Genomic DNA, 25,173 nt, shown 5'->3' with positions numbered 1-25,173 from the left:
AATTGCGGGCCATAGACTGGCATGAGTTCCATCTTTCCCGTCCCCTCGGTGGATTGAATTTGTCTCTTCAAGAGACCGGACAACTATCGTGACAGAGGGGGCTTGACCGAGAAGTCGACCCGACAGTGCTTCAAACACCGAAATTTCTGCACCATTTGTAAAACCTCCAAGTGCAGGAACAACTTTAAGTTTGAATTCTTTTGAATTTCCAGCTTCGGAAGATCCACCTCCACCGCAGGCTGACAAAGCCATAGACCACAATGCAACAAATGTTGCTTTTCTGCGCGACAGATCAGGTAGTGTTGTCATCGATTGACCTATAAGAAATACATCGAAATTATAGTATGTATATTATTCCCCCGAATCCCTAGATAGTTTATTTAGCGCAGTCTGACGCTGGCGCTCGAATTCATGGGGGCTCAGTTGTGCGAGATGCTTATGGCGTCGCCCCTGCAAAATTAACTTCAAGCCAGCACCCTGCCCTGACCTGAGTTTTGCAGTTGGTTGAGGCCGAAGATCTCTGCCAATTTCGCAAACCAGTCCGTCAAACCGCTTACCTGCAACAGGCACAACAAAAGGCCCAGGCCTTTCCGGGCGATCATCCGCAGCAACCAGCGGATGTTGTAGCCTGCGGGGCACAGCACTGCGCGCAGTGCATCGCCTTCTAAGCCTTTGAGGTGGCAGCGGTCCATGCGGTGAACTGCACAGGATGCTGACTGATTGGTTGATCTAGATGTTCATGATCTTGATGTCCAATCCTGCTGAGTGACTAGCGTTTTTGCCAAGTTGAGCGTGCGAGGGTCTGCATTTATTTCGTATTCAGAGGTAGCGAGAGATGGGTAAAGGCGGACAAAGAATAGGGGCTGGGCGTCCAGCTCACAAACTCAAAGCTGAAGAGGTCTCGGCGCTGGATGGATAGTACCTTTCCAGACAGGGTTATCTGGTTGCCGGGAGCTGGAAACGGCTTTACTGGCGGCAACACGGTCAGGTTCGGCTGGAGGGACTTTTCAAGGCATTCGACGACCACCTCACGATAGACATCGGGTTTCACACGCATTGGATCGGCATGACACAGACCCCTTGCCACTTTGGTGACCATCGTCGCTGGTTCGTTTGTCGGCAGTGTGGCGATCGGATGGCGGTGCTGTACATGCGCCACGGACGGTTTGCTTGGCGCCACTGTCAGCAGATTGCTTACCAGTCCCAATCCGGAGATGCTGAAGACCGGCTGATTTGGCGGTATCACAGTCTGCGTGACAAAGTACTTAATCAGGAGCCAATGCCTTCACGCAGCAGGAGACGTACCTCAGACAATTTCTTAGAGGCTGCTTTCCAGTACGAAGCCTTGCTGGATCAAGCGTTGAGCAGAATCGCTAGGGATGATGCCTCAGGCTTTTGTGACGGGCTCGATGGTTCACAAAAGACCTGCGGCACTTGATTGTTAGAAAAGTTTGATGCCGAGTGAAATCACAAAGGGATGGCGCAATTGGCACAAGCAATTGAGCACAACTGAGTTCGCTCAATGGATACAAATGAGCTGTCCAGGCAATCTCAAGAACACTCGGTTGAATGGTCATGCGACAGGGGCTCCTCCACTTGCTTACGCGTAGCCATGGCGGGGGCAAGTTAGCTCACCGGAGCCAAAAAGAAGAAAGGACTTAGCCCCTTTCGAAGCTAAGTCCTTGATTCATATGGTCGGCGTGGCGGGATTCGAACTCGCGACCCCTTGCACCCCATGCAAGTGCGCTACCAGGCTGCGCTACACGCCGACAAGACTCAAATTATAGCCTGATTAAGTGGCCCATTGACCGTCAGAAGCTCGCGGATCTGCAGCAACTCCTGTTGGATCGAAAAATCGCTCGACAAGCCTTGCCAACGCAACGCATCGGTCTGTGCGTCAGGCCCGCTTGACTGGGCATCCCAAGCATCCGCTGCGCCAGCATCTTCAGACAGAGGATCTTGCACGCCCACCGTCCGAGTCAGATCGCGGTCCACTTGAACCAGTTCTTGCAGCTTGTTTCGTGCGCCACTGATGGTGAACCCTTGGTCGTACAACAGGCCGCGAATCTTGCGGATCATCATGACCTCGTGACGCTGGTAATAACGTCGGTTGCCACGGCGCTTGACCGGCCTGAGTTGGGTGAACTCTTGCTCCCAATAGCGCAGCACATGCGGTTTGACACCACACAGCTCGCCCACCTCACCGATGGTGAAGTAGCGTTTGGCTGGAATGGGTGGGAGCAAACTGTCCATGGCCGACAATAAGTTAAAGGGGGAACCTTGTAGCTTACTGCAACTGTGTTTAGACAGTCCAGATTTTTTGAAAAGAAAAGATCGAGAGGAAGCGTCAGGCAACAAAAAAGCCCAAACAGCGAACTGCTTGGGCTTCTTGACTTGGCGGAGTGGACGGGACTCGAACCCGCGACCCCCGGCGTGACAGGCCGGTATTCTAACCAACTGAACTACCACTCCTGGTAGCTGTAACTTTTGTCAAACTGCTGATGCAGCTGACCAAGTGCTACAAAACTTGGCGACCCTACGGGGATTCGAACCCCGGTACTCACCGTGAAAGGGTGATGTCCTAGGCCTCTAGACGATAGGGTCATAACCTGGACGGATTCTTGCGAATCATCTCGACACTTTGGTGGAGGTAAGCGGGATCGAACCGCTGACCTCTTGCATGCCATGCAAGCGCTCTCCCAGCTGAGCTATACCCCCTTTGGTAAAACGTTGAGCATTGCTGCTTATTCGTTGTGCCTCGTTGGTGTCGAGACTCGAATTATAGACAGAAATTTAAGCGTTTTTCAAACACTCGATAATTTTTTCTCTGCGACTCAAAGCCAGCACCGCATCCAAAGATGGCGTCTGGGCTGTGCCCATCACCAAGACCCGAACAGGCATCGCCAAGACAGGCATTTTGAGGCCCGTTTCACCCAAGGTTTCCTTGATGGCCGCAGCAATCGAGGCCTTGTCCCAATCGCATGCGGCCAGTTTGCCCACCAAGACCGACAAAGCTGGTCTGACCGCGTCGGTCACATGCTGCGCTTTTTCTTCCGGGTTGGGCACCACGTCCAGATAGAAGGCTGAAATCCATTGCGCCAACACCACCAGGGTGTCGCAGCGGTCTTTGAACAGGCCGCAGATATTGGCCAATCGTTCATCCGCCACCACGCCCAATTTGGCCAGGAATGGCTGGACGTGTTGGGCCAATGCGTCATCGCTCATGGCCTTGAGGTGTTGGGCGTTGACCCATTTGAGTTTGGCTTCGTCAAACTGCGCAGCGCTGCGGCCCAAATGGTCCAGATTGAACCATTCGATGAATTGCGCACGGCTGAAGATTTCGTCGTCGCCGTGGCTCCAGCCCAAACGGGCCAAGTAGTTGACCATGGCATCCGGCAAATAGCCTTCGTCTCGGTAGGCCGTGACCGCCTTGGCCCCGTTGCGCTTGCTCATCTTTTCGCCCTGCTCGTTCAGCACGGTGGGCAAGTGGGCATACACCGGGGGCTCTTGGCCCAGGGCTTTGAAGATGTTGATCTGACGCGGTGTGTTGTTGACGTGGTCGTCACCGCGGATCACATGCGTGATCTGCATGTCGATGTCGTCCACCACCACGCAAAAGTTGTAGGTGGGGGTGCCGTCGGGGCGGGCGATCACCAAATCGTCCAACTCGTCGTTGCTGATTTCAATGCGGCCTTTGACCTTGTCGTCCCACGCCACCACGCCGCCAATGGGGTTCTTAAAGCGCAGCACGGGCTTCACGCCCTCGGGGACAGCGGGCAAGGTTTTGCCAGGCTCGGGGCGCCATGTGCCGTCATAACGCGGCTTTTCCTTGTTGGCCATTTGGCGCTCGCGCAAAGCATCGAGTTCCGCCACGCTCATGTAGCAGGGGTACACATGGCCAGCCGCGATCAAATCCGCCAGCACGGCCTTGTAGCGGTCCATGCGCTGCATTTGGTAGAACGGGCCTTCGTCATGGTCAAGACCCAGCCAAGCCATGCCTTCGATGATCACATCCACAGAGGCCTGCGTAGAACGATCGAGGTCGGTGTCTTCGATGCGCAAGATGAAGTCGCCACCTGTGGCACGGGCAAAGGCCCAGGGGTACAAAGCCGAGCGGATGTTGCCCAGGTGAATGAAGCCGGTGGGCGATGGGGCGAAGCGGGTGCGCGTGTGTGCAGACGTGCTTGAAAGGGCGTTGGTCATATCAGAGGGTATCGAGACCACGGGACAGGTCTTTTTGGATATCTTGCGGGTATTCGAGGCCAACGGCCACTCGGATCAGGCCCTGCCCAATGCCGGCGGCTTGGCGCTGCGCTTCGGTCAGGCGGCCGTGCGAGGTGCTGGCCGGGTGAGCGACCAGGGTTTTGGTGTCACCCAAGTTGGTGGACAGAGACAGCATTTGCATCTGGTCCATCACATGAAAAGCACGCTGGCGCGATTGCTCGGGGCCATCGGCCTTGACATCAAAAGACAAGACCGCACCGCCCAGACCCGACATCTGGCGCATGGCCAAGTCGTGCTGCGGGTGGCTGGCCAAACCCGGGTAATGCACGCGGGCCACCGCAGGATGCTTTTCCAGCCATTCGGCCAAGATTTGCGCCCGTGCCGTTTGAGCACGCATGCGCAGGTCCAGCGTTTCAAGGCCCTTGAGCACCACCCAAGCGTTGAAAGGCGCCAAGGTCATGCCGCCGCTTTTGAGCACCGGCAAAAACTTCTCGGTGATCATCTGCTGAGGGGCGCAAAGCGCACCGGCCATCACCCTGCCCTGGCCATCCAAATACTTGGTGCCCGAGTGCGTGATGATGTCTGCCCCCATTTGTGCGGGGCGCTGTAAAGCGGGGGTGGCAAAACAGTTGTCCACCGCAAACAAAGCGCCCGCGTTGTGTGCCAAGTCGGCCAAGGCCTGAATGTCACACACCTCGGTGAGAGGGTTGGTGGGGGTCTCGGCCAACAGCAACCGGGTGCTGGGGCGAATGGCAGCTTGCCACTCTTTGAGGTTGGTTTGCGACACAAAACTGGACTCAACACCAAACTTGGCCAGGTCGGTGCCAATCAGCTTGATGGTGGAGCCAAACATGGAGCGCGAGCACACCACGTGATCGCCCGCTTTGAGCAAACCCATGCACATCATCAAAATGGCCGACATGCCCGAGGCCGTGCCCATGGCGGCTTCGGTGCCCTCCAAAGCGGCCAAGCGAATTTCCATGCTGCTGACGGTGGGGTTGCCGTAGCGGCCGTAGGTATAGCCCTCTTCATCGCCCGCAAATCGGCGAGCAGCGGCTTCGGCCGTGGGTTGCACGTAGCCACTCGTCAAGTAAAGGGCTTCGGAGTTCTCACCGTACTGGCTGCGCTCTACAGCAGCTCGAACAGCCAGCGTCTCAATGTGCAGGTCGTCAAATTTGTGGGTTGGGCTCATGGCAGGTCTTATAGGCTGGCGTTGGGCAAGGCCAAACGCGAATTGTCGTCATCGCCCTCTTCGGCTTGAGGACGGGTTTGGTTCAAACGGCTGATGTCGTCGGCCGAAATATCGCCCGTCACGTACACGCCATCAAAGCAAGAAGCATCGAAATCGGACAGCGCGCCCGCTGCATTGACTCGCGCTTGGGCCACGGCCGTTTTCATGGCGTCCACATCTTGGTAAATCAAGGCGTCGCAGCCAATGATCTGGCGGATCTCTTCGATGCTGCGGCCATGCGCCACCAGCTCTTCTTTGGTCGGCATGTCGATGCCGTAAACGTTGGGGTAACGCACGGGGGGCGCAGCACTGGCCAGGTAGACCTTGCGAGCGCCAGCGTCCCGCGCCATCTGCACGATCTCTCGGCTGGTGGTGCCGCGCACGATGGAGTCGTCCACCAACAAGACGTTGCGGCCCTTGAATTCGCTCACGATGGTGTTGAGCTTTTGGCGCACCGACTTTTTGCGCACCGACTGACCCGGCATGATGAACGTGCGGCCCACATAGCGGTTTTTGACAAACCCCTCACGGTAAGGAATGCCCAGCAAATGGGCCAATTGCGTGGCACTGGGGCGACTGGACTCGGGGATCGGAATGACCACATCGATGTCGCTGGGCGGCACGGTCGAGATCACGCGCTTGGCCAGTGTTTCGCCCAAATTCAAACGGGCTTGGTACACAGAGATACCGTCCATGGTGGAGTCCGGACGGGCCAAATACACGTATTCAAAAATGCAGGGGCTCAGTTGCGACTGGTCAGCGCAGGACTGCGTGTGCATCTGACCGTTCAAGTCCACAAAAATGGCTTCACCGGGGGCCACATCGCGCTCAAACTGGTGTGCTGTGCCATCCAGGGCTACCGACTCGCTGGCCAGCATGATGGAGCCGTCGGCACTGCGCCCCATGCACAAAGGGCGAATGCCGTGCGGGTCTCGGAAGGCCACCAAGCCGTGGCCTGCGATCAAGGCAATCACCGCATAAGACCCTTTGACGCGGCGGTTCACGCCGCGCACGGCCTCGAACACATCCACAGGCTTGAGGGGCAAGCCTCGGGTGGTTTTTTCCAGCTCATGCGCCAACACGTTGAGCAAGACCTCGGAGTCGCTCTCGGTGTTGATGTGGCGGTGGTCGTTGGAAAACAACTCGGCCTTCAAAGCATGGGCGTTGGTCAGATTGCCGTTGTGCACGAGCACCAAGCCAAAAGGTGCATTGACATAGAAGGGCTGAGCCTCTTCTTCGCTGAAGGCGTTGCCCGCCGTGGGGTAGCGCACTTGGCCCAAGCCGCAATTGCCCGGCAAGCTGCGCATGTTGCGGGTGCGAAATACGTCGCGCACCATGCCCTTGGCCTTGTGCATGAAAAACTTGCGGTCCAGCTGGGTGACGATGCCGGCCGCATCTTGCCCCCGGTGTTGCAACAACAGCAAACCATCGTAAATCAGCTGATTGACCGGTGCTTGACTGACCACGCCGACGATTCCACACATAAATCTTTATCCGTTCAAAAATCGAACAGCCCAGAAAATTTCAGGGCAAAAAATCCACAAATTTTTCGGGTAACAAGGGCTTAAGGCCCTTGATCGCGGTGTCCAGCCAAACGGGGCCCTGAGCCTCTTTCCACCAAGGCTCTGAGGCCATGCCCAAAAGCTGCAGCAGCACAGTGACCACCAACAAAACCACCACCCCGCGGGCCAAACCAAACATGGCGCCCAAAGAACGATCCACAGGCCTCAGGCCCACGGTTTCCACCAGCTTCTTGATCAACCAAGACAACATGCCCATGGCAAACAACGTGGTCACAAACACCACCACGAACGCGACCGCGTACTGAACCGATTCGGGCGCGCCCTGAACAAAAGGCAAAAAACCAATGGTGTCTTCAGCAAACCATTGCGCGGCCATGAAAGCCGCCATCCAGCCCGCCAAGGACAAGACCTCATAAACCAAACCGCGCCAGAACCCCAACAGCATGGAGCTGGCCAACACCCCCAACAACAACCAATCGGTCAGGGAGATGGCCATGTCAGAGTTTCAAAACGGCGGCTGGCAAATCGAGCTTGCGAATGCGTGCTGCGGCTTTGTCGGCCTCTTCTTTGGTTTCAAACGGCCCCACACGGATGCGTGTGGTGCTTTTGCCATCTTTTTCGACCACTTGGGTGTAGGTTTTCAGGCCCGCTTGCTCAAGTTTGCTGCGCACATCGCGAATTTTGGCGGCATCGGTAAAGGCCCCGACTTGAATCGCCACCTTGGAAGCTGCGGGTTTAACGGGCTTGCCTTCGAGCAAAGCTTGGGCTTTTTGGCCATCGTCTTTGGGCTTGGGTGGGGTTGGCGCTTTGGCCTCTGGTCTGGATTCAGGCTTGGCCTCAGGTTTGGCTTCGGCCTTGGTGATCACGGGCTTTTCAACAGGATTGTCTGCCGGCTTGTCAACCAAGGAAGCCGCTGGTTTGGGCACCACTTCTTCGCGGGCATCCAAACTGGCGTGCGCAGGCACTGTGGCCGCTTCTGTGTTGGGCAACAAAGGTTTGGCCGGCGCTTGGGCCGCAGGCACAGGCAGGTTGCTGGCCAGCGCTGGCGTTTTTTGTCGGTCGGGCACCACGATGGGCGTATCCACCGAAACAGGCCTGGGTTGGGTGTCAAACAAGAGCGGAAAACCCACCACTGCCAACAAAACCAAAACCACGGCACCGGTCAGACGGTGGCGAGCACGTCGGCGGACAATTTCAATGCTTTCGCTGGGCCCGGTTGCCACGCCCTCGGCAGACGGGGTTTGACCAGAAAATCGGAACTTAAAAAAAGCCATGGCAATTGCTCAGGGGCTAAGGTGTTTGGCTTGCATGCGTGGTATGCCGTCCGCCAAAACACCGCCCACGGTGTAGAAGGAGCCAAAGACAACGATTCTATCAGCCGGGTCAGCCGCATCGATGGCGGCCTGCAGGGCCACCAAAGGGCTGGCATGCACACTGCTGGCCGTGTCAACCCGGGTGTTTTGGCTTTGCCAAATGGCCTGCAAATCGGACGCTTTGGCGGCACGTGGCAAAGGCAAATCCGTGAAATACCAACGGTCCACCATCGGATTGACGCGCTGGAACATGGGCAACAGGTCTTTGTCGGCCATGGCCCCGAATACGGCATGGGTGGTGGGGTAAAAACCCATGGCGTCCAAGTTGACGGCCAAAGCCGCCACCGAGTGCGGGTTGTGGGCCACATCCAAGACCAGAACAGGTTGTCCAGGCACGATCTGAAAGCGGCCAGGCAATTCCACCATGGCCATGCCATTGCGCACGGCTTGGGCCGTCACGGGAATGCGCTGGCGCAAGGCTTCAAGAGCGGCCAGCACGCCAGAGGCATTGATCAGTTGGTTGGCCCCGCGCAATGCCGGGTAGGCCATGCCGCTGTAGCGGCGATCGCGTCCTGCCCAAGCCCATTGCTGCTTGTCACCCGAGTAATTGAAGTCACGGCCAAACAACCACAATTCAGCGCCAAGGGCCGCTGCATGGTCGATCACACTTTGCGGGGGGACCGGGTCGCTCACGATCACAGGCCGTCCGGCCCGCATCACACCCGCTTTTTCACGTCCGATGGTGTCGCGGTCATGGCCCAAAATGGCGGTGTGGTCGATGTCAATGCTGGTGATGATGGTGCAGTCAGCGTCCACGATGTTCACGGCATCCAAACGCCCGCCCAGGCCCACTTCCAAAATGGCCACATCCAGATTGGCACTCGCCATCATGTGCAAGATGGCCAGGGTGCTGAACTCAAAATAAGTCAAACTCACATCACCACGCACCGCCTCGACCGCTGCAAAAGCATCGGCAAACGCTTCGGCAGATGCCGATTCGCCATGCAAACGGCAACGCTCTTCAAAGTGAACCAAATGCGGCGATGTGTAAACCCCAGTTCTGTAGCCCGCTTGCAGCAAAACCGCCTCCAGCATGGCGCAGGTCGAGCCCTTGCCGTTGGTACCAGCAACCGTGATCACCGGGCAGTCGAAACGCAGGTTCATCCGGTCGGCCACGGCTTTCACCCTGTCCAGTCCCATGTCAATGGCCACAGGGTGTAGTCGCTCGCACCAGTCGAGCCATTGTTGTAGAGTCTTCATAGGCGGCAATTGTCGCCCAGACTGATCTCCACGAGCTTTGACAAACCTATGCACCCCATTGTTTACGGCATTCCCAACTGCGACACTGTCAAAAAAGCGCGCACTTGGCTGACGGACCAAGGCATTCAGGCCACATTCCACGACTTCAAAAAACAAGGTGTGCCCGACACCGCCCTGGACACTTGGATGAACCACTTGGGCTGGGAAACTTTGCTCAATCGCCAAGGTACCACCTGGCGCAAGCTCGACACCAGCGTCCAAGCGGGTGTGACAGACAGCGACAGCGCCAAGGCCCTGATGCTGGCGCACGCCAGCTGCATCAAAAGACCCGTCATTGTGTGGCCTTCAGGCCAAATCACCGTCGGCTTCAAGCCAGAACAGTGGCCAGCTTGAAACAACAAAACTGTTACCCATCTTTACACATCGACCGCACCATGGGGTGCGCAGCACGCGTAAACTGAGCGTGTCACTTTCTCTCCAAGAAATCGCCATGAAAACCGTTTTTATCAGCTGCGCCCTGCTGGGCTGGACTGCCATGTCCCCACTGGGCGCATGGGCGCAAGAGCTGGGACAAGTCCTGTCCAAAAGTCCTGTTTACCAACAGGTCATGGTTCCCCGCCAAACCTGCACCCAAGTGCCCGTGGTGCAGCAAGCGCCAAGTTCGGGTGCAGGTGCGCTCATGGGCGCCATCGCCGGGGGCGCCATGGGCAACGCCATAGGTGACGGTTCCGGCCGCGCTTTGGCGACGGTCATTGGCATCATGGGCGGGGCCATGGTGGGCGAGCGGATCGAAGGCCCAAGCGGCGCTTGGACCCAAAACCAAACCCAATGCAGCACCCAAAACGTCTACGAAAACCGCTTGGTCGGCTACAACGTGGTCTATGAATATGCGGGCAAGCAGTACACAGTGCAGTTACCCCAAGACCCTGGCGCTACCATTGCCCTGCAAGTGATTCCCGTCAATTCACCTCGTTCTGAAATACCCCCCAGCAACATCGTGAGCACTTTGCCACCTGTGACAATGGTCACCGAGCCCCGCGTGGTTTATGTGCCCACTCCCGTCTACCGCAGCTACCCACCCGTATTCAACAGTGTCAACTTGGGATGGGGATGGAGCGGCGGACACCGACACGGTCACTGGCGCTGAACAGCCTGTGAGGGGGGCTGGTTGACCAACGCTCAAGGGCTGGGTGTCCTAAAATAGCAGCTTGTTGATGGACGCGGCCTTCGGGCCGCGTTTTTCTGCGGCCCGCCCGCGCTGTTAACCCTGACCTGTTTTGCCCATGACCACCCAAACCATCGACGGCGTATCCGTCAACACCCAAGCCAATGTTTATTTTGACGGCAAGTGCGTCAGCCACGGCCTGACTTTGCCCGATGGCACCAAGTTGTCGGTGGGCGTCATCCTCCCCGCCACCCTCACTTTCAACACCGGCGCGCCTGAGATCATGGAGTGCGTCGGTGGCTTTTGCGAATACAAGCTGGATGGCAGCACCGAATGGGTCAAATCCAGCGCGGGCGAAGAATTCAGCATCCCCGGTAACTCCAAGTTCGACATCCGCGTGACCGAGCCTTACCACTACATTTGCCACTTCGGTTGATCGCCCCATGAGCACCATCTTGCAAAACCTGCCCAAAGGGCAAAAAGTCGGTATCGCCTTTTCGGGCGGTCTGGACACCTCTGCCGCCCTGCTGTGGATGAAGCAAAAGGGCGCCCTGCCCTACGCCTACACCGCGAACTTGGGCCAGCCAGACGAAGCCGACTACAACGAAATTCCCCGCAAGGCGATGGCATACGGCGCCGAAAAAGCCCGCTTGGTCGACTGCCGCACCCAACTGGCCTACGAAGGCATCGCGGCCATCCAAAGTGGCGCTTTCCACATTTCCACCGGTGGCATCACCTACTTCAACACCACCCCGCTGGGCCGCGCCGTGACCGGCACCATGCTGGTGGCCGCCATGAAGGAAGACGACGTCAACATCTGGGGCGACGGCAGCACCTTCAAGGGCAACGACATCGAGCGCTTTTACCGTTACGGTCTGCTCACCAACCCGAGCCTCAAGATCTACAAGCCCTGGCTGGACCAGCTGTTCATCGATGAACTGGGTGGCCGTGCTGAAATGTCCGCCTTCATGACGGCCAACGGCTTTGGCTACAAGATGAGCGCCGAAAAGGCCTACTCCACCGACAGCAACATGTTGGGTGCCACCCACGAAGCCAAGGACCTGGAAAGCCTGCAAAGCGGCATGAAGATCGTCAACCCCATCATGGGCGTGGCATTCTGGAAGCCGGAGGTCGAAGTCATGGCCGAAGAGGTCAGCGTGCGCTTTGAAGAAGGCATGCCCGTGGCCTTGAACGGCGTGGAGTACGCCGATCCGGTTGAGCTGTTCCTCAAGGCCAACGAAATCGGTGGCCGCCATGGTCTGGGCATGAGCGACCAGATCGAAAACCGCATCATCGAAGCCAAGAGCCGCGGCATCTACGAAGCCCCCGGCATGGCGCTGCTGCACATCGCCTATGAGCGCTTGGTCACCGGCATCCACAACGAAGACACCATCGAGCAGTACCGCATCAACGGTCTTCGTCTGGGCCGCTTGTTGTACCAAGGTCGCTGGTTCGACCCCCAGTCCATCATGCTGCGCGAAACCGCCCAGCGCTGGGTGGCCCGCGCCGTGACAGGGACTGTGACGCTGGAGCTGCGCCGTGGCAACGACTACAGCATCCTGAACACCGAGTCGGCCAACCTGACTTACGCCCCAGAGCGTTTGTCGATGGAAAAAGTGGAAGACGCGCCGTTCAGCCCGCTCGACCGCATTGGCCAGCTGACCATGCGCAATCTGGACATCGTGGACACCCGCGCCAAACTGGGCATCTACGCCCAAACCGGCTTGCTGTCGGTGGGCGATGGCCCCCACATTTACAAGCTCGAAGGCAGCGGCAAGAAGTGATTTTTTTCATGGGCTGGCTTGGCTGGGTGAACCTGGCCGTCAGGGCAAGGTATCTGCGAAACCCTTTCTGCAGACACCGCCTACACAGCCATTCTTGGGGGAATCACGCCACATCCACAACCGGACGCTCACGCCGCTGCCGCCAGTACATCAGCCGCTCGCTCAGCAGCTTGCGGTTGATCGGCTTGCTGCACACCTCGTCCATACCCGCCGCCATGGCCAGACGCACGTCCTCGGGCATGGTGGCTGCCGTCAAGGCGATGATGGGCAAGTGCCTTTGCCCTGCATGCGCCGGCATGGACTCACGAATCACTCGGGCCGCAGCATAGCCATCGATGCCTGGCATATGGCAATCCATGAGCACCACATCGAAACTGCGTTCACGCGCAACATCGATGGCCTGCTGGCCATCCCCCACAAAAACCGCATCACAACCCATGCTCTTCATGAACATCTGCAGGATTTTCTGCGTCACCGGATTGTCTTCCGCCACCAGCACACTCAGCCCTTTCAGGGCATGCGATGGCGCTGAAGCCGAATCCAGCGGCTCCTGCGGCTCGGGCTCGGCCACAGCCCCACACAGCTGACGCAGCATGCTTGCCAGGTCAGCCCGGCGAATCGGCTCGACCAGCACCGCCTCGTGTCCTTGGCGAGCCACCGGCACCTCTTCAGACTGCAGGGTCTGGGCATCACTGAGCACCCGCAACACCTGCTTATCGCCCAAGTCCCACCCGACCCCCTGCCGGAGCATATCGCCATCCATGAGCAGGCATTGCACGGGTGATTGGATCGCCTGCGCGACATCGCAAATCACAGGCTCCACCGCCAAGCGATGCAAGTGGATTTGCAGACTTCGGCGCAGCAGCGGATCGCTCACACACAACAGCACATGGCTTGGCATGCCCAGGTTGGCCATGGCCGGCATGGGCGGCATGTCTTGCGCATCCACGGGAATATCCACCCAGAATCGGCTGCCCTGCCCCAGTCGGCTGTCCACCCCGATTTGTCCACCCATCAACTCCACCAGACGCTTGCTGATGAGCAGGCCCAAGCCGCTGCCTCCAAAACGGCGGCTGGTGCTCAGATCGGCTTGCGAAAACGGCTGAAACAAGGTCTGCATCTGGTGGGCATCAATCCCGATACCGGTATCGGTCAACTCGATCTTCAGACAAAGCCGCTCGTCCTCTTGCTGCAGCCATGCGTGCAACACCACATGGCCAGTCATGGTGAACTTGATGGCGTTGCCCAGCAAATTGGTGAGTACCTGCGTGAGCCGAAAGACATCCATGCGCAAGTTCACGCTTTCGTGCAGGTCCAGGTGCGCGTACAGCGCGATGCCCTGCAACCGTGCCTTGGGCATCAGGACCTGACTCACATCTTCCAACACTTGAAGCAAGGCACCCGGCTCCAGCTCCAATTGCATCGCATTGAAGTCCATGCGGGAGACGTCCAGCACATCGTTGAGGATGTTCATCAAGTGCCGCCCCGAACTCTCGATGAGCGACAGCAAGCTTCTTTGCGCCGAAGAGGGTTGCGTGTCGTGCAGCAACTCCACCGCTCCGAGCACCCCTGTCATCGGTGTACGCAACTCATGGCTCATATTGGCCAAAAAGCGGGCCTTGACCAGGGCTTCCTTGGCAGAAATCTCGGCCGCAACCGCACTTCTCATCTGCTGCACCACAGCGCGGTGCAACCACAATGCACCCAACAGCAGGGCCATGCAGCTGAAGCTGACCACCACCGCAATCGCTTTGAAACTGTCCCACCACTGGCGATCAAGCTCATCCTGCCGCAAGCGCACCTGAAGCGTCATTTCGCCTGGCATCACCTCGAACTCACGCACCAAGCCGGCCTGCTGCGTCCAATCGCTGGCACCCTGATCTTGCGCCAGGGGCTGCGCGTGCAATAACAGCCGGATGGACAGGCCATAAGCCCTTGCCGGCTCACTCAGGGCTTCACCGATCCAGGCTGCAGGGGTCAACACCGCCACGGCCCCTGCAAAGGTGCCATCCTCGAACTGCAAGTTCATGGCCCGAGCCATGACTGCACCGGACGCCTCTGCCCAGCCAAAGGAGAAAACATCCGTCTTGGTGGCGATGACAGCCCGATCGATCAGTGCCGAATAATCCCGGGTGTCCAGGCCGGGAGGAACAGACAGGATCGGATCGCCTGCAGCGTTCAGGATCACCACATGGTGCAAGTCTGCGATGGTGTTGCGCGACCTGAGCATCGTGTCCTTGCCTGTCAGACCCGGCCCAAAGCGGTTGAACGCATCCTGGGTGTGCAGCATGATGTCGTCCATGTGCTGCAGGCGCCCCAAGATGCGCACACCGATCATTTTGGTCACCGCTTCGGCCTGCCGCCAGGCGCTGGCTTGCTGCTGCTGGTGCAGGCTGAGACCGTAAAGAAGGCTCAGACCCCACAACACCAGCACCACCACAGCCCAGCCCAGCCAGATCCAGGCGGTTTTGCTGGCATGGCTGCGAGACATCATGGGCATGAACGACAGATCACAGGTCCAACAAGCCGCTCAGATGTAGCGTGCCTGCCAATATGCCCGATCCGACAGCTCTGCCCAGCGAAGCTGCTGGCGCAGGTAACCGTAATAGCTGTCGTGCACCGTTTTGCCAAACGGGTCTGTTTCGACGGCCGCGCGCACCACCTCGGGCGTCTTGAGCCGAAAGGCCTTGACCACATCGTTCGGGTAGCGCAGCACCTGCAGGGTCTTGATGCTGCGCAAGCGATCCAGGGAGCGCGCGTTCTCATGGTAGAAATGGGCCTGCATTTCCATGAACTCGCCCCAGCCATACGTCTCCAGGATGGCCTTGTGGGCGCTCGAGAGCTTCTCCCAGACACGCTGATTGACCAACATTTCGGCCGTGTGCCCCGGCTCATGAAAGCCCGGCGCATAGTAATAGTTGCAAACCTGATGCAAACCCATGTCCAAGTCCGGCCAAGGCGATACCCACTCGGCACCATCGATCCTGCCGTCGCGCAGAGCCGAAATGATTTCAATGGCTGGCAAGGTCACGGGGGTGGCCCCCAGCGCCCTAAGTACCTCGCCGCCCAGCCCGGGGTAACGCAGCTTGAGGCCCTTGAGTGACTGCAGCGAATCGATAGGCTTGCGCATCCAGCCCCCCATTTGCACGCCACTGTTGCCGCAGGGAATCGGCACCACCCCCGTTGGCGCACACAACTGCTTCCAAAGTTCGTGGCCCCCGCCATAGCGCAACCAGCTGTAATGCTCTACAGGCAGCATGCCAAAGGGCACAGTGGAAAAGAAATTGAATGCTGCAGAGCGGCCGGTCCAGTAATACGGCGTGGCATGCGACAAGTCGAATTCCCCCGATGCCACGGCATCGTAGATCTGCAGCGCCGACTTTTTGGTCTGATCGGCGTACACCACCTCGATCTGCAATGATCCGCCGGACATCTCGGCGATCTTTCGCGAAGCACGACCCAACAAGGCCGCAAAACCCGTGCTGGTGCTGGGCCAAGCCGACATCAAGCGCAAGGTTTTGCGGCCTTCCGTCACCGCATTCGCCCCCCCTGTGTTGGCCTGCGCCATCCCTATTGGCGCAACCAGGCTTGCGGCAAGCCACTGACGCCGGCTTTGCGGCTGATCATCTTTTGTATCCATCAACGGGTTTTCTCCTGCCGATTCAACCTTCATCAGGTCGCGTTAAAATTGCAATAATTGCGAATTTTATACAAAAGAAAACAATAAAACGTCATTTTTGTCAGAAAGAGGTGTTTTTAGTAGGAAACCGAATCCTGCAGCTTGGGCTGAATGGCTTTGCCCAGAACCATCACCTCGTCGGCCATGAAACGATGGACCCGCACCCAGAAGCCTGCTTTTCATCGCGGCAAAACACCACGAACAAGCGTCAGATCACCACAGGCTCAGGCTCCAGCAAAATCCCAAACCGCTCGTAGACGCTGGTCTGAATGGCCTTGGCGAGTGTCATCACCTCACCACCCGTGCAAGGGTTATCGCGCCCACCCCGGTTCACCAAAACCAGCGCCTGCTTTTCATAGACCCCGGCGTGCCCCACGGTCTTGCCTTTCCAGCCGCAAGCGTCGATCAGCCAGCCTGCGGCCAGCTTGATGCTGCCGTCGGGCATGGGGTAGTGCACCACTTTCGGGTCTCGGGCGATGATGTCGGCACATTGTTCTGGCGTCACCGTGGGGTTCTTGAAGAAGCTGCCCGCGTTGCCGATCAGCTGCGGGTCGGGCAGTTTGGCGCGGCGAATGGCGCAGACCCAGTCAAAAATCTGCCGGGCATCGGGGCTGTGGTTGCCGGTCTCGATCATCTTGCGCGCCAGATCCAGATAGCCCAGCTCGGGCTTCCAGCGTTTGGGCAGCGCAAAGCGCACCCGCAAAATCACCGCCCTGCCTGCCAGGCCCAAACCCTCCGAGCCGCCCGAAGCATGTTTGAACACAGAATCACGGTAACTGAAGCCGCATTGCGCCGCGTTCAGGCTGAACAACTCACCCGTGAACAGGTCCATCGCATCCAGCGAGTCAAAGCGGTCTTGCAGTTCCACGCCATAAGCGCCGATGTTCTGCACAGGTGAAGCCCCCACGGTGCCAGGAATCAGGGCCATGTTTTCCAGTCCCGGGTAGCCCTGCTCAAGCGTCCAGGCCACCATAGCGTGCCAGTCCACACCCGCCCCTGCTTCGATCACCCAGTGCTTCTCGGTCTCGCTGGCCAGGCGCATTCCGGGCACCTCGATCTTGAGCACCAGCGCCTTGACGTCACCGGTCAAGACGATGTTGCTGCCCCCGCCCAGCACTTGTCGGGGCAAAGTGGCCAATTGGGGGTCAGCCAGAACGGCCAGCAGATCGGCTTCTGAATGAACCCGCACCAAAGCATGGGCTTTGGCAGCAATGCCAAAGGTGTTGTATGGCTGCAGGGGGACATTTTTCTCAAGGAACATGGGAGAATTGTCGCATTCTCAACCCACGGATTTTTACCGCCATGCCCTCGTTTGATACCGTTTGCGAACCCAATATGGTCGAAGTGCGCAACGCCGTAGATACTTCTGCCAAAGAAATCGGCACCCGTTTTGACTTCAAAGGCACCTCAGCCAACATCGAACTCAAGGACAAAGAGATCACGATGTTCGGTGATGCCGAGTTTCAACTCACGCAAGTCGAAGACATCCTGCGCAACAAGCTGACCAAGCGCAATGTGGACGTGCGATTTCTGGACATCGGCAAGGTCGAGAAAATCGGCGGCGACAAGGTCAAGCAAGTGGTCAAGGTCAAAAACGGCATCGAGACCGAAGATGCCAAAAAGATCACCCGCCTCATCAAGGACAGCAAGATCAAGGTGCAGGCATCTATCCAGGGCGATGCAGTGCGCGTCACGGGCACCAAGCGCGACGACCTACAGGCCGCCATGGCCATGCTGCGCAAAGACATGCCGGACTTGCCCTTGTCTTTCGACAATTTCAGGGATTGAGCGCTGGCGGGTTTGCCTCTGGCGAAGCCCCTGATTCACAGGGCCTCAGGATTTGGCGGCCGCTGTCACCACCACCTCGATCAAATAAGCCGAATTGGCCAGAGTGGCCTGCACCGTGGCGCGGGGCGGTGCGCTGCCTGAGACCACCCAAGCGTCCCACACCTCGTTCATGGCCGCGATGTCGGTGATGTCTTTCAGGTAAATCTGGGTGCGCAGAATGCGGGTTTTGTCGCTGCCCGCCTCGGCCAATCGCTGCTCGATCTGGCGCAGCACATCGGCCGTCTGGCTGCGGATGTCGGTGGCTTCGCACTCCGGCACCATGCCCGCCAGGTACACCACGCCATTGAAAATGGCCGCCTCGCTGTAGCGCGCGGCCACATGCAAACGCTGAATGTCCTGGCTCATGCTTTTTTCTTTCCCAGTGCAGACTCGGTACCGGCCAACAACCGTTGAATGTTCTCGCGGTGTCGCCAAACCAGCAGCAAGGCCATGACCGCCAAGCTCACAACTTCGGGCGTCGACGCCTGCCAAGCGACCCCATCACCCAACAGGTAAAAAGCGGGGGCAAACACGGCGGCGACCATCGAGGCCAAAGACACGTAGCGCGAAAAAAACAACACGATGGCAAAGCTGAGCACCACCGCCAGCGCCAAGCTGCCGTTGACGCCCACTACCACGCCCACCGCCGTGGCCACACCTTTGCCACCTGCAAAGCCAAAAAACACCGGGTAGAGGTGCCCTAAAAATGCGGCCAAACCCGCCAAAGCAGCCCATTCAGGGCCCAAGCCAAATTCTGGCCCCCAAGCCAGCACCAACGCCACGGGTAAGCAGCCCTTGAAGGCATCCAGGAACAGCGTCAGGACGGCGGCTTTTTTGCTGCCGGATCTCAACACGTTGGTGGCTCCCGGGTTTTTGCTACCGTAGCTGCGCGGGTCGTTCAGGCCCATCAACCGGCTCACGATCACTGCAAAACTCAGCGAACCCAACAAATATCCGGCCACCACCACGGCCACTGGCATCAACGCGTCCATCCAAAGCTCCCTCGTTCTTGTCTGGGCGTCATTCTGCCAGCGCGCAGTTCACGGGCTGGGCTGCCAGCAGTTGTACGCAGACCTGTGGGTCGATGCCCACCAGATAACCGCGCCGACCGCCATTGATGCAAATGCGGGGCAAAGCCAGGATGGTTTCCTCAATGAAAACGGGCATTTGACGGCGCGTGGCAAAGGGCGATGTGCCGCCCACCAAGTAGCCGCTGTGCCGATTGGCCACCTCGGGCGCACAAGGCTCCACCGATTTAAAGCCAATTTGTCGCGCCAAATTTTTGGTCGAGACTTTGCGGTTGCCGTGCATCAGGACCACCAGGGGTTTGGCATCCTGATCTTGCATGATCAAGGTTTTGACCACGGCAAATGGGTCCATGCCCAGCACTTGGGCGCTGTGCTGCGCCCCCCCATGCTCCAGGTATTCGTAGGGGTGTTCCGTGAAGTTCACCCCATGCTGGCGCAAAAGCGCCGTAGCGGGGGTTTCACTGACTTTGTCTTTTTTGGCCATCGCTCGGTCACAAAGCGGGGTCGCGCATGTCCCAGCGGATGGCGTCAATGGCCTTGAGCACTTCTGGCGACAACTCGGTCGACCAAGCCGCCAAGTCTTCGTTCAGCTGCGCCACAGATGTCACACCAATGATGGTGCTGGCGACGCTCCAGCGGTGGTAGCAAAACGCCAGCGCCATCTGAGTGGGCGTCATGCCGTTGTCTCGCGCCAACTGGTTGTAACGGCGTGCGGCCACCAGCGCCTCTGGGCGGCCCCAGCGCTGTTTGCGCATCGAGTCATAACGGGCGATGCGACCACCATCGGGGACCAAGGGGCCGGACAAATCTTCTTGATCGTATTTGCCCGTCAGCAAGCCAAAGCCCAGTGGCGAATAAGCCAACATGGACACGTTCAATCGGTAGCACGTTTCGTCCAAACCGTTGTCGTAAGCGCGGCTGACCAAGCAATAAGGGTTTTGCACCGTGGCCACACGCGGAAGATTGTGCTGCTCTGCGAGGCGCACAAACTCGTGCACGCCATAGGGCGACTCGTTGGACAAACCGACATAGCGCACCTTACCTGCCTTGACCAATTTGGAAAGCGCTTCGAGTTGCTCGTGGATCGAGGTGACCGACTTGTCTTTGCTGGGGTCGAAATAAGCCATGCCAAACACCGGCACATGGCGCTCGGGCCAGTGGATCTGGTACAGATCGATCACATCGGTTTGCAAACGACGCAAACTGGCATCGCAAGAATTCAGGATGTCTTGCCCAGTCAAACCCGATCCTTCGCGAATCCAGGGCATGCCGCGCGAGGGGCCAGCTACTTTGGTGGCCAACACCAGCTTTTGCCGAACGCCAGGGTTTTTGGCAAACCAATTGCCGATGTAGGTTTCGGTGAAACCACATGTGGCTGCGGTGGCGGGCACGGCATACATCTCGGCGGTGTCGATGAAGTTGATCCCGGCGTCCAAAGAGCGATCCAGAATGGCGTGCGAATCCGCTTCATGAACTTGCTCGCCAAAGGTCATGGTGCCCAGGCAGATGGGCGTCACTTGCAAATCGGATTGTCCGAGTTGAACGGTTTTCATGGTGTTTCCTTGGGTTTTCATGTCGGCGGATGCACCCCAAACTCAAGCCCGGGGCGTCTGGCAAGATTTTGTCACGCGTTATGTCTTTGCTGCGGTGCGGGCTGTCACGCGTGCTTCTTCCTGCAAGCGCAGTACACGGCGCTGTACCTTGCCGGTGGTGGTCATGGGCAACTGGTCGATGAACTCGATCTCTTTGGGGTATTCATAGGGGGCGAGCAACCCGCGCACATGGGCCTGAAGTTCGCGACGCACCGCGTCGTCAAAGCTGGCCTGGCCCGGTCCGATGGGCCTACGGGCCCACCAGTCGGGCGACAACACCACATAGGCCTTGACCACCGCGCCACGGTCAACATCGGGCTTGGGCACCACGGCGGCATTCTGCACGGCTGGGTGTTTGACCAGACAGTTTTCAATCTCGCCAGGGCCGATGCGGTAGCCGGCGGCCTTGAACATGTCGTCGGTGCGGCCTTGGTACCAGAGGTAGCCGTCCTCGTCGCAGACGGCCATGTCCCCGGTGCGGCACCAGTCGCCCGTGTATTTGGCTTGGGTGGCTTTGTCGTTGTTCCAATAGCCCAAAAAGAACACCGGGTCGGGCTGTCCGTGCACATCCAAGCGGTTCACAGCCACTTCGCCAGGTGTGCCAGGCGGGCAGAGCTGGCCCGCCTCGTCAATGACCGCCACCTGGTGGCCCGGATAGCCTTTGCCCATGCTGCCGGGTTTGGCGGGCCATAAAAGGGTGCAGTTGCCCACCACGTAATTGATCTCAGTCTGGCCGAACATCTCATTCACGGTCACGCCCATTTGCGCTTGGCAGTAAGCAAAAACCGCGTCACCCACCGCCTCGCCAGCGCTCATCATCGCTTGCAATTTCAAGTGGTAGCGTGCTTTCACGTCGGGCACCGCCTTCATCATGGCTTTGAGCGCCGTTGGGAACAAAAAGGTGTGCGTGACGCCATGACTTTGCAAAATCTCAAAGGCCATTTCGGGAGAAAACCGCCCGTTGAAGGCCACGATGGGGCGTCCAAAGTACAAACTGGGCAACAAAGCGTCCATCAAGCCCCCTGTCCAGGCCCAGTCGGCCGGCGACCAGAACAGCGCTTTGGACGGTCGACGGGCATCTGCCGGGTCAAAGCCAAACCAGTTCTGGCTGCACACAAAGCCCGTCAGATTGCCAATCAGTGCCCGGTGCGGAATGAGGGCTCCCTTGGGGTTGCCCGTGGTGCCGCTGGTGTAAATCAGCACCGCCGGGTCCACGGCGAGGGTGCTCTCAGGTTTGAATGTCGCGGAGTGCTTAGCCGTCGATTGGGCGTAATCCAGATCGGCCTGCGCCCCCGCCTGCCCCACCCCGATCAGTGTTTGCAAACCAGGGCAATCGGGTCTTGCCTGCTGCAAAGCCTGCACGGTCGATTCATCGCACACCGCCACGCGGGCTTGGCTGTCATTGATGCGAAAAGACAGCGCCTCGGGACCAAACAACATGGACAGCGGCATGGCCACGGCACCCATTTGCAAGACGGCCATGTAGGCCACCGCGGTTTCAAAACGCTGGGGTAAGACAATCGCCACCCGGTCCCCGCGCTGCACGCCTTGGCTGCGCAGCACATGGCTCAAGCGGTTGGCCGCATTTTGAAGCTGACCGAATGTCCAGCTTTGTCCCAAACCCTGCCCCGCCACATGCTCGCGGATGGCGATGCGCCGTGACGTGGCGGGATTTGCCGCCCACTGGCCACAGCAGGCCTGCGCCATGTTGAAACGCTTGGGCACTTTCCAGCCAAAGCCCTGGTGGATGGCGGGATAGTGGTCGGTGGTGCGGGGGCTCGGGCGGTCCTGGTTGCGACTGGCGCTCATCGTGTGTCTCCTTATGATCGAAAGTATGTACCAAGTTTTACGCGAATCACACAGCCACTGGGTGCCGCTGCGCGGCTGCCGCTACCACGTCCGTCAATGGGGGACGCCCTCACCCGATGCGACGCCGCTCGTGCTGGCCCACGGCTGGATGGACGTGGCCGCCTCTTACCAGTTCATGGTGGATGCCTTCAGCGAGGCATTTGTCCGCCAGCGCCCCATCATCGCGATGGACTGGCGTGGCTACGGCCTGACCGAGACCCCGGCCACCGACAGCTACTGGTTCCCCGATTACCTGGCCGATCTGGACGCCCTGCTCGATGTGCTCTACCCCGGACGAGCCATTGACCTGGTCGGCCACAGCATGGGCGGCAACGTGGTCATGATGTACGCGGGCACCCGCCCAGAGCGCATCCGCCGCTTGGTCAACCTCGAAGGCTTTGGCATGGCCGCCACCCAGCCTGCCCAAGCCCCCAGCCGCATGACCCAGTGGCTCGACGAGCTCAAAGCGCAACGCGCGGGCGACAACACGCTCAAGCCCTACCCCACGCCCGCGGGTGTGGCGGGCCGCCTGATGAAGACCAACGCCCGCTTGAGCCAGGACAAAGCCGACTGGTTGGCCCAACACTGGGCGCAACAGGGCCCCGATGGCCAGTGGCGCATTCTGGGTGACTCGGCGCACAAGGTCATCAACCCCTATTTGTTCCACATTGAAGAAGCCTTGGCCATGTACCGCCGCATCAGCGCCCCGGTTCTGGTGGTGGAAGCTTCGGACGACTCGCTCAGCCAGTGGTGGAAGGGCAAATACACCTTGGCCGAGTTTCACGAACGCTTGAAATCCGTGCCCACCCTGCAACAAGCCATGATCCAAGATGCGGGTCACATGTTGCACCACGACCAACCCCAGGCTTTGGCTGCACTGCTTGAAAATTTTCTGAGCTGATCGGCGACTTACAATCCGCCAACTTTTTGATGACAAGCTCCACATGAAACTGTTGGCCCACTCCACAATTCGGGTAATCCTCGGCGCCTTGGCGCTGGCGGCCCTGCCCGCCATGTCGCAGGAAACTCGCCATTGCCCTTCTTTTTTGGGTGTGCAAGGCGCAGCGGAGCCCGTCAAAAGGGGAGAAATCACGTTCTCCCCTTACACCCACCACTGGAGTCAGAACCCGGAACACAAGCCTGTGGTGCTTTTGGCCTTGGACGAGCAGCTGCCAGGCAACCGGTTTTGCGGGGTGAGCTTTTTCAGCAACTCATTTGGTCAACCCTCGGTGTATCTCTACGCTGGTCAGCAGTTCAATGGCTTGCTGGGTTCGCCTCAATTGTTTGTGAAAGTCACCGCAGGCATTCTTTATGGCTACGTGGCGCCTTACGAAGACAAAGTGCCCCTGAACCACCATGGTTTTTCACCTGCCATCATTCCCTCACTGGGCTACAAGATCAGTCCACAAGACTCTCTGCAGATGAAAATTTTGGGCAATGCCGGATTGATGTTCTCTTGGGGTCGGCTGTTTTAATTGTTTGGAGCCACCAGACTGCGCTGAGCAACACGGCTCGAAACAGGCAAGTCATGAGAAAATGCCCGGTTTACCGCATCGGAGTTTCCCCATGGACGCAGAACACATCAACCAAATCGGCGCATCCCTCACAGACCTGACCGCTCGTACCCACGAGTTACGGGGGTATCTTTGACTACGATGCCAAATCTGAACGGCTGAGAACCGTCAACGCATCCCTCGAAGATCCGGCGGTCTGGAACGACCCCAAAAAAGCCCAAGAACTGGGCAAAGAAAAAAAAGCCTTGGACGGCGTGGTGGTCACCATCACCAACCTGACCAGCGAACTGGCTGATAACCTTGAACTCTTCGAGATGAGCAAGGAAGAAGGCGATGACGATGGTCTGATGACCATCGAAGCAGAAGCCGTCAAATTGACTGCACTCGTCGAAGACCTCGAATTCCGCCGCATGTTCCGCCATGAAGCCGACCCGCTGAATTGTTTTGTCGACATCCAAGCGGGCGCAGGCGGCACCGAAGCCTGCGACTGGGCCAGCATGCTGTTGCGCCAATACATCAAGTACGCCGAACGCAAAGGCTTCAAAGCCACCGTGGAAGACGAAACACCGGGCGATACGGCAGGCATCAAGGGCGCCACCATCAAGATCGAAGGCGAGTACGCTTTTGGCTTGCTGCGCACCGAAACGGGTGTGCACCGTTTGGTCCGCAAGAGCCCGTTCGACTCATCGGGCGGCCGACACACATCCTTTGCATCCCTGTTTGTCTACCCTGAGATCGACGACTCGATCGAGATCAACATCAACCCGTCCGATGTGCGCACCGACACCTTCAGGGCCAGTGGCGCGGGCGGTCAGCACATCAACAAAACCGACTCGGCGGTGCGCCTGACGCACATTCCCACGGGCATCGTGGTCCAGTGCCAAGATGGCCGAAGCCAACACAGCAACCGCGACGTGGCTTGGCAGCGCTTGCGCTCGCGCCTGTATGACTTTGAAATGCGCAAGCGCATGGAAGAGCAGCAAAAGCTGGAAGACACCAAGACCGATGTGGGCTGGGGTCACCAGATCCGCAGCTATGTGCTGGACAACAGCCGCATCAAAGATCTGCGCACCAACGTCGAGATTTCGGCCACCCAAAAAGTGCTCGATGGCGACCTCGACGCGTTCATCGAAGCCTCACTGAAGCAAGGCCTCTGAGCTGCTCAGACCTCAAAGAAAACGGAGT

Annotated in this window: 25 protein-coding genes, 4 tRNA genes and 1 pseudogene; 8 read left to right on the top strand and 22 right to left on the bottom strand. The window is 58.5% G+C overall.

Annotated elements, in window-relative coordinates; translation table 11 throughout:
- From B472_RS17365 to folC, 14 genes and pseudogenes are all read right to left on the bottom strand, one after another.
- The coding region (locus tag B472_RS17365; protein ID WP_238147461.1) for a hypothetical protein at positions 1-309 on the bottom strand (309 nt) is incomplete at its 3' end.
- A gap of 155 nt (positions 310-464) precedes the next feature.
- Positions 465-692, bottom strand: a pseudogene (locus B472_RS17360) (hypothetical protein); the annotation flags it as partial.
- 116 nt (positions 693-808) lie between these two features.
- Positions 809-1,159, bottom strand: coding sequence for a hypothetical protein (locus B472_RS17000; RefSeq protein ID WP_133176110.1), 351 nt, complete (start codon positions 1,157-1,159; stop codon positions 809-811).
- A 533-nt stretch (positions 1,160-1,692) separates the two neighbouring features.
- A tRNA-Pro gene (locus B472_RS15335) sits at positions 1,693-1,769 on the bottom strand.
- 7 nt (positions 1,770-1,776) lie between these two features.
- Positions 1,777-2,253: a MerR family transcriptional regulator gene (locus B472_RS15330; protein ID WP_019425616.1), complete on the bottom strand. Its 477-nt coding sequence runs from the start codon at positions 2,251-2,253 to the stop codon at positions 1,777-1,779.
- Positions 2,254-2,395: 142 nt separating this feature from the next.
- A tRNA-Asp gene (locus tag B472_RS15325) sits at positions 2,396-2,472 on the bottom strand.
- Between the two features lie 56 nt (positions 2,473-2,528).
- Positions 2,529-2,604: transfer RNA gene (locus B472_RS15320), tRNA-Glu, on the bottom strand.
- 38 nt (positions 2,605-2,642) lie between these two features.
- Positions 2,643-2,718 (bottom strand) — tRNA-Ala (locus B472_RS15315).
- A gap of 75 nt (positions 2,719-2,793) precedes the next feature.
- Positions 2,794-4,203: a glutamate--tRNA ligase gene (gltX, locus tag B472_RS15310; RefSeq protein WP_019425615.1), complete on the bottom strand. Its 1,410-nt coding sequence runs from the start codon at positions 4,201-4,203 to the stop codon at positions 2,794-2,796.
- Position 4,204: 1 nt separating this feature from the next.
- Positions 4,205-5,416 (bottom strand): O-succinylhomoserine sulfhydrylase, encoded by a 1,212-nt coding sequence (locus tag B472_RS15305; RefSeq protein WP_019425614.1) that lies wholly within the window; start codon positions 5,414-5,416, stop codon positions 4,205-4,207.
- An 8-nt stretch (positions 5,417-5,424) separates the two neighbouring features.
- Positions 5,425-6,939 carry an amidophosphoribosyltransferase gene (gene purF / locus B472_RS15300; RefSeq protein WP_019425613.1) on the bottom strand — a complete coding sequence of 505 codons (1,515 nt, stop codon included), beginning with the start codon at positions 6,937-6,939 and terminating at the stop codon, positions 5,425-5,427.
- Between the two features lie 40 nt (positions 6,940-6,979).
- Complete coding sequence (locus tag B472_RS15295) at positions 6,980-7,474, bottom strand: CvpA family protein (protein WP_019425612.1); 495 nt, start codon at positions 7,472-7,474, stop codon at positions 6,980-6,982.
- A 1-nt stretch (position 7,475) separates the two neighbouring features.
- On the bottom strand, positions 7,476-8,252 hold the full coding sequence (locus B472_RS15290; RefSeq protein WP_019425611.1) for an SPOR domain-containing protein: 777 nt from the start codon (positions 8,250-8,252) through the stop codon (positions 7,476-7,478).
- Between the two features lie 9 nt (positions 8,253-8,261).
- The gene (gene folC, locus B472_RS15285) at positions 8,262-9,551 is read right to left on the bottom strand and encodes a bifunctional tetrahydrofolate synthase/dihydrofolate synthase (protein WP_192877885.1); all 1,290 of its coding nucleotides are present in this window, start codon (positions 9,549-9,551) and stop codon (positions 8,262-8,264) included.
- A gap of 48 nt (positions 9,552-9,599) precedes the next feature.
- On the opposite strand from folC, the gene B472_RS15280 reads away from it, so the two are divergent.
- The 4 genes from B472_RS15280 (at position 9,600) to argG (ending at position 12,500) form a co-directional block, all read left to right on the top strand.
- On the top strand, positions 9,600-9,944 hold the full coding sequence (locus B472_RS15280) for an ArsC family reductase (protein ID WP_019425609.1): 345 nt from the start codon (positions 9,600-9,602) through the stop codon (positions 9,942-9,944).
- 97 nt (positions 9,945-10,041) lie between these two features.
- Positions 10,042-10,698, top strand: a complete 657-nt coding sequence (locus tag B472_RS15275) for a glycine zipper 2TM domain-containing protein (RefSeq protein ID WP_019425608.1) — start codon at positions 10,042-10,044, stop codon at positions 10,696-10,698.
- Positions 10,699-10,834: 136 nt separating this feature from the next.
- Positions 10,835-11,152 (top strand): pyrimidine/purine nucleoside phosphorylase, encoded by a 318-nt coding sequence (locus B472_RS15270; RefSeq protein WP_019425607.1) that lies wholly within the window; start codon positions 10,835-10,837, stop codon positions 11,150-11,152.
- Positions 11,153-11,159: 7 nt separating this feature from the next.
- Positions 11,160-12,500, top strand: a complete 1,341-nt coding sequence (argG, locus tag B472_RS15265; RefSeq protein WP_019425606.1) for an argininosuccinate synthase — start codon at positions 11,160-11,162, stop codon at positions 12,498-12,500.
- A 103-nt stretch (positions 12,501-12,603) separates the two neighbouring features.
- Here the strand turns inward: argG and B472_RS15260 are convergent, their stop codons facing one another.
- The 3 genes from B472_RS15260 to murB all read right to left on the bottom strand — a co-directional run bounded on the left by B472_RS15260 (position 12,604) and on the right by murB (position 17,440).
- Complete coding sequence (locus B472_RS15260) at positions 12,604-15,000, bottom strand: ATP-binding protein (protein ID WP_019425605.1); 2,397 nt, start codon at positions 14,998-15,000, stop codon at positions 12,604-12,606.
- A 30-nt stretch (positions 15,001-15,030) separates the two neighbouring features.
- Positions 15,031-16,140, bottom strand: a complete 1,110-nt coding sequence (locus B472_RS15255; RefSeq protein WP_040505769.1) for a TRAP transporter substrate-binding protein — start codon at positions 16,138-16,140, stop codon at positions 15,031-15,033.
- A gap of 247 nt (positions 16,141-16,387) precedes the next feature.
- Positions 16,388-17,440, bottom strand: a complete 1,053-nt coding sequence (gene murB, locus B472_RS15250) for a UDP-N-acetylmuramate dehydrogenase (protein WP_019425603.1) — start codon at positions 17,438-17,440, stop codon at positions 16,388-16,390.
- Between the two features lie 41 nt (positions 17,441-17,481).
- Here murB and B472_RS15245 point away from each other — a divergent pair, with 41 nt between their 5' ends.
- On the top strand, positions 17,482-17,967 hold the full coding sequence (locus tag B472_RS15245; RefSeq protein WP_026039263.1) for a YajQ family cyclic di-GMP-binding protein: 486 nt from the start codon (positions 17,482-17,484) through the stop codon (positions 17,965-17,967).
- Positions 17,968-18,012: 45 nt separating this feature from the next.
- On the opposite strand, the gene B472_RS15240 is transcribed toward B472_RS15245, so the two are convergent.
- The 5 genes from B472_RS15240 to B472_RS15220 form a co-directional block, all read right to left on the bottom strand.
- Positions 18,013-18,372 (bottom strand): RidA family protein, encoded by a 360-nt coding sequence (locus B472_RS15240; RefSeq protein WP_019425601.1) that lies wholly within the window; start codon positions 18,370-18,372, stop codon positions 18,013-18,015.
- Positions 18,369-18,998: a glycerol-3-phosphate 1-O-acyltransferase PlsY gene (plsY, locus tag B472_RS15235; RefSeq protein WP_019425600.1), complete on the bottom strand. Its 630-nt coding sequence runs from the start codon at positions 18,996-18,998 to the stop codon at positions 18,369-18,371. Before plsY ends, B472_RS15240 begins: the two co-directional genes overlap by 4 nt.
- Before the next feature lie 28 nt (positions 18,999-19,026).
- Complete coding sequence (locus B472_RS15230) at positions 19,027-19,518, bottom strand: aminoacyl-tRNA deacylase (RefSeq protein ID WP_019425599.1); 492 nt, start codon at positions 19,516-19,518, stop codon at positions 19,027-19,029.
- A gap of 7 nt (positions 19,519-19,525) precedes the next feature.
- Positions 19,526-20,587 (bottom strand): aldo/keto reductase, encoded by a 1,062-nt coding sequence (locus tag B472_RS15225; protein WP_026039262.1) that lies wholly within the window; start codon positions 20,585-20,587, stop codon positions 19,526-19,528.
- Positions 20,588-20,665: 78 nt separating this feature from the next.
- Positions 20,666-22,435 (bottom strand): acyl-CoA synthetase, encoded by a 1,770-nt coding sequence (locus B472_RS15220; RefSeq protein ID WP_019425597.1) that lies wholly within the window; start codon positions 22,433-22,435, stop codon positions 20,666-20,668.
- A 25-nt stretch (positions 22,436-22,460) separates the two neighbouring features.
- On the opposite strand from B472_RS15220, the gene B472_RS15215 reads away from it, so the two are divergent.
- The 3 genes from B472_RS15215 (at position 22,461) to prfB (ending at position 25,145) form a co-directional block, all read left to right on the top strand.
- On the top strand, positions 22,461-23,375 hold the full coding sequence (locus B472_RS15215) for an alpha/beta fold hydrolase (protein WP_026039260.1): 915 nt from the start codon (positions 22,461-22,463) through the stop codon (positions 23,373-23,375).
- Between the two features lie 43 nt (positions 23,376-23,418).
- A complete protein-coding gene (locus tag B472_RS15210) occupies positions 23,419-23,949 on the top strand; it encodes a hypothetical protein (protein ID WP_019425595.1) in 531 nt (176 codons plus the stop codon).
- A gap of 91 nt (positions 23,950-24,040) precedes the next feature.
- A protein-coding gene (gene prfB, locus B472_RS15205) for a peptide chain release factor 2 (RefSeq protein ID WP_116798707.1) occupies positions 24,041-25,145 on the top strand; the annotation gives its coding sequence in 2 pieces (ribosomal slippage) (positions 24,041-24,121 and positions 24,123-25,145; 1,104 coding nt in all).
- Positions 25,146-25,173: the final 28 nt, after the last annotated feature.

The sequence above is a fragment of the Limnohabitans sp. Rim28 genome (assembly GCF_000293865.2).
GTDB lineage: Bacteria > Pseudomonadota > Gammaproteobacteria > Burkholderiales > Burkholderiaceae_C > Limnohabitans_A.
Note: the sequence above shows the minus strand (reverse complement) of the source record. Positions and strands in the feature narration are given on the sequence as shown.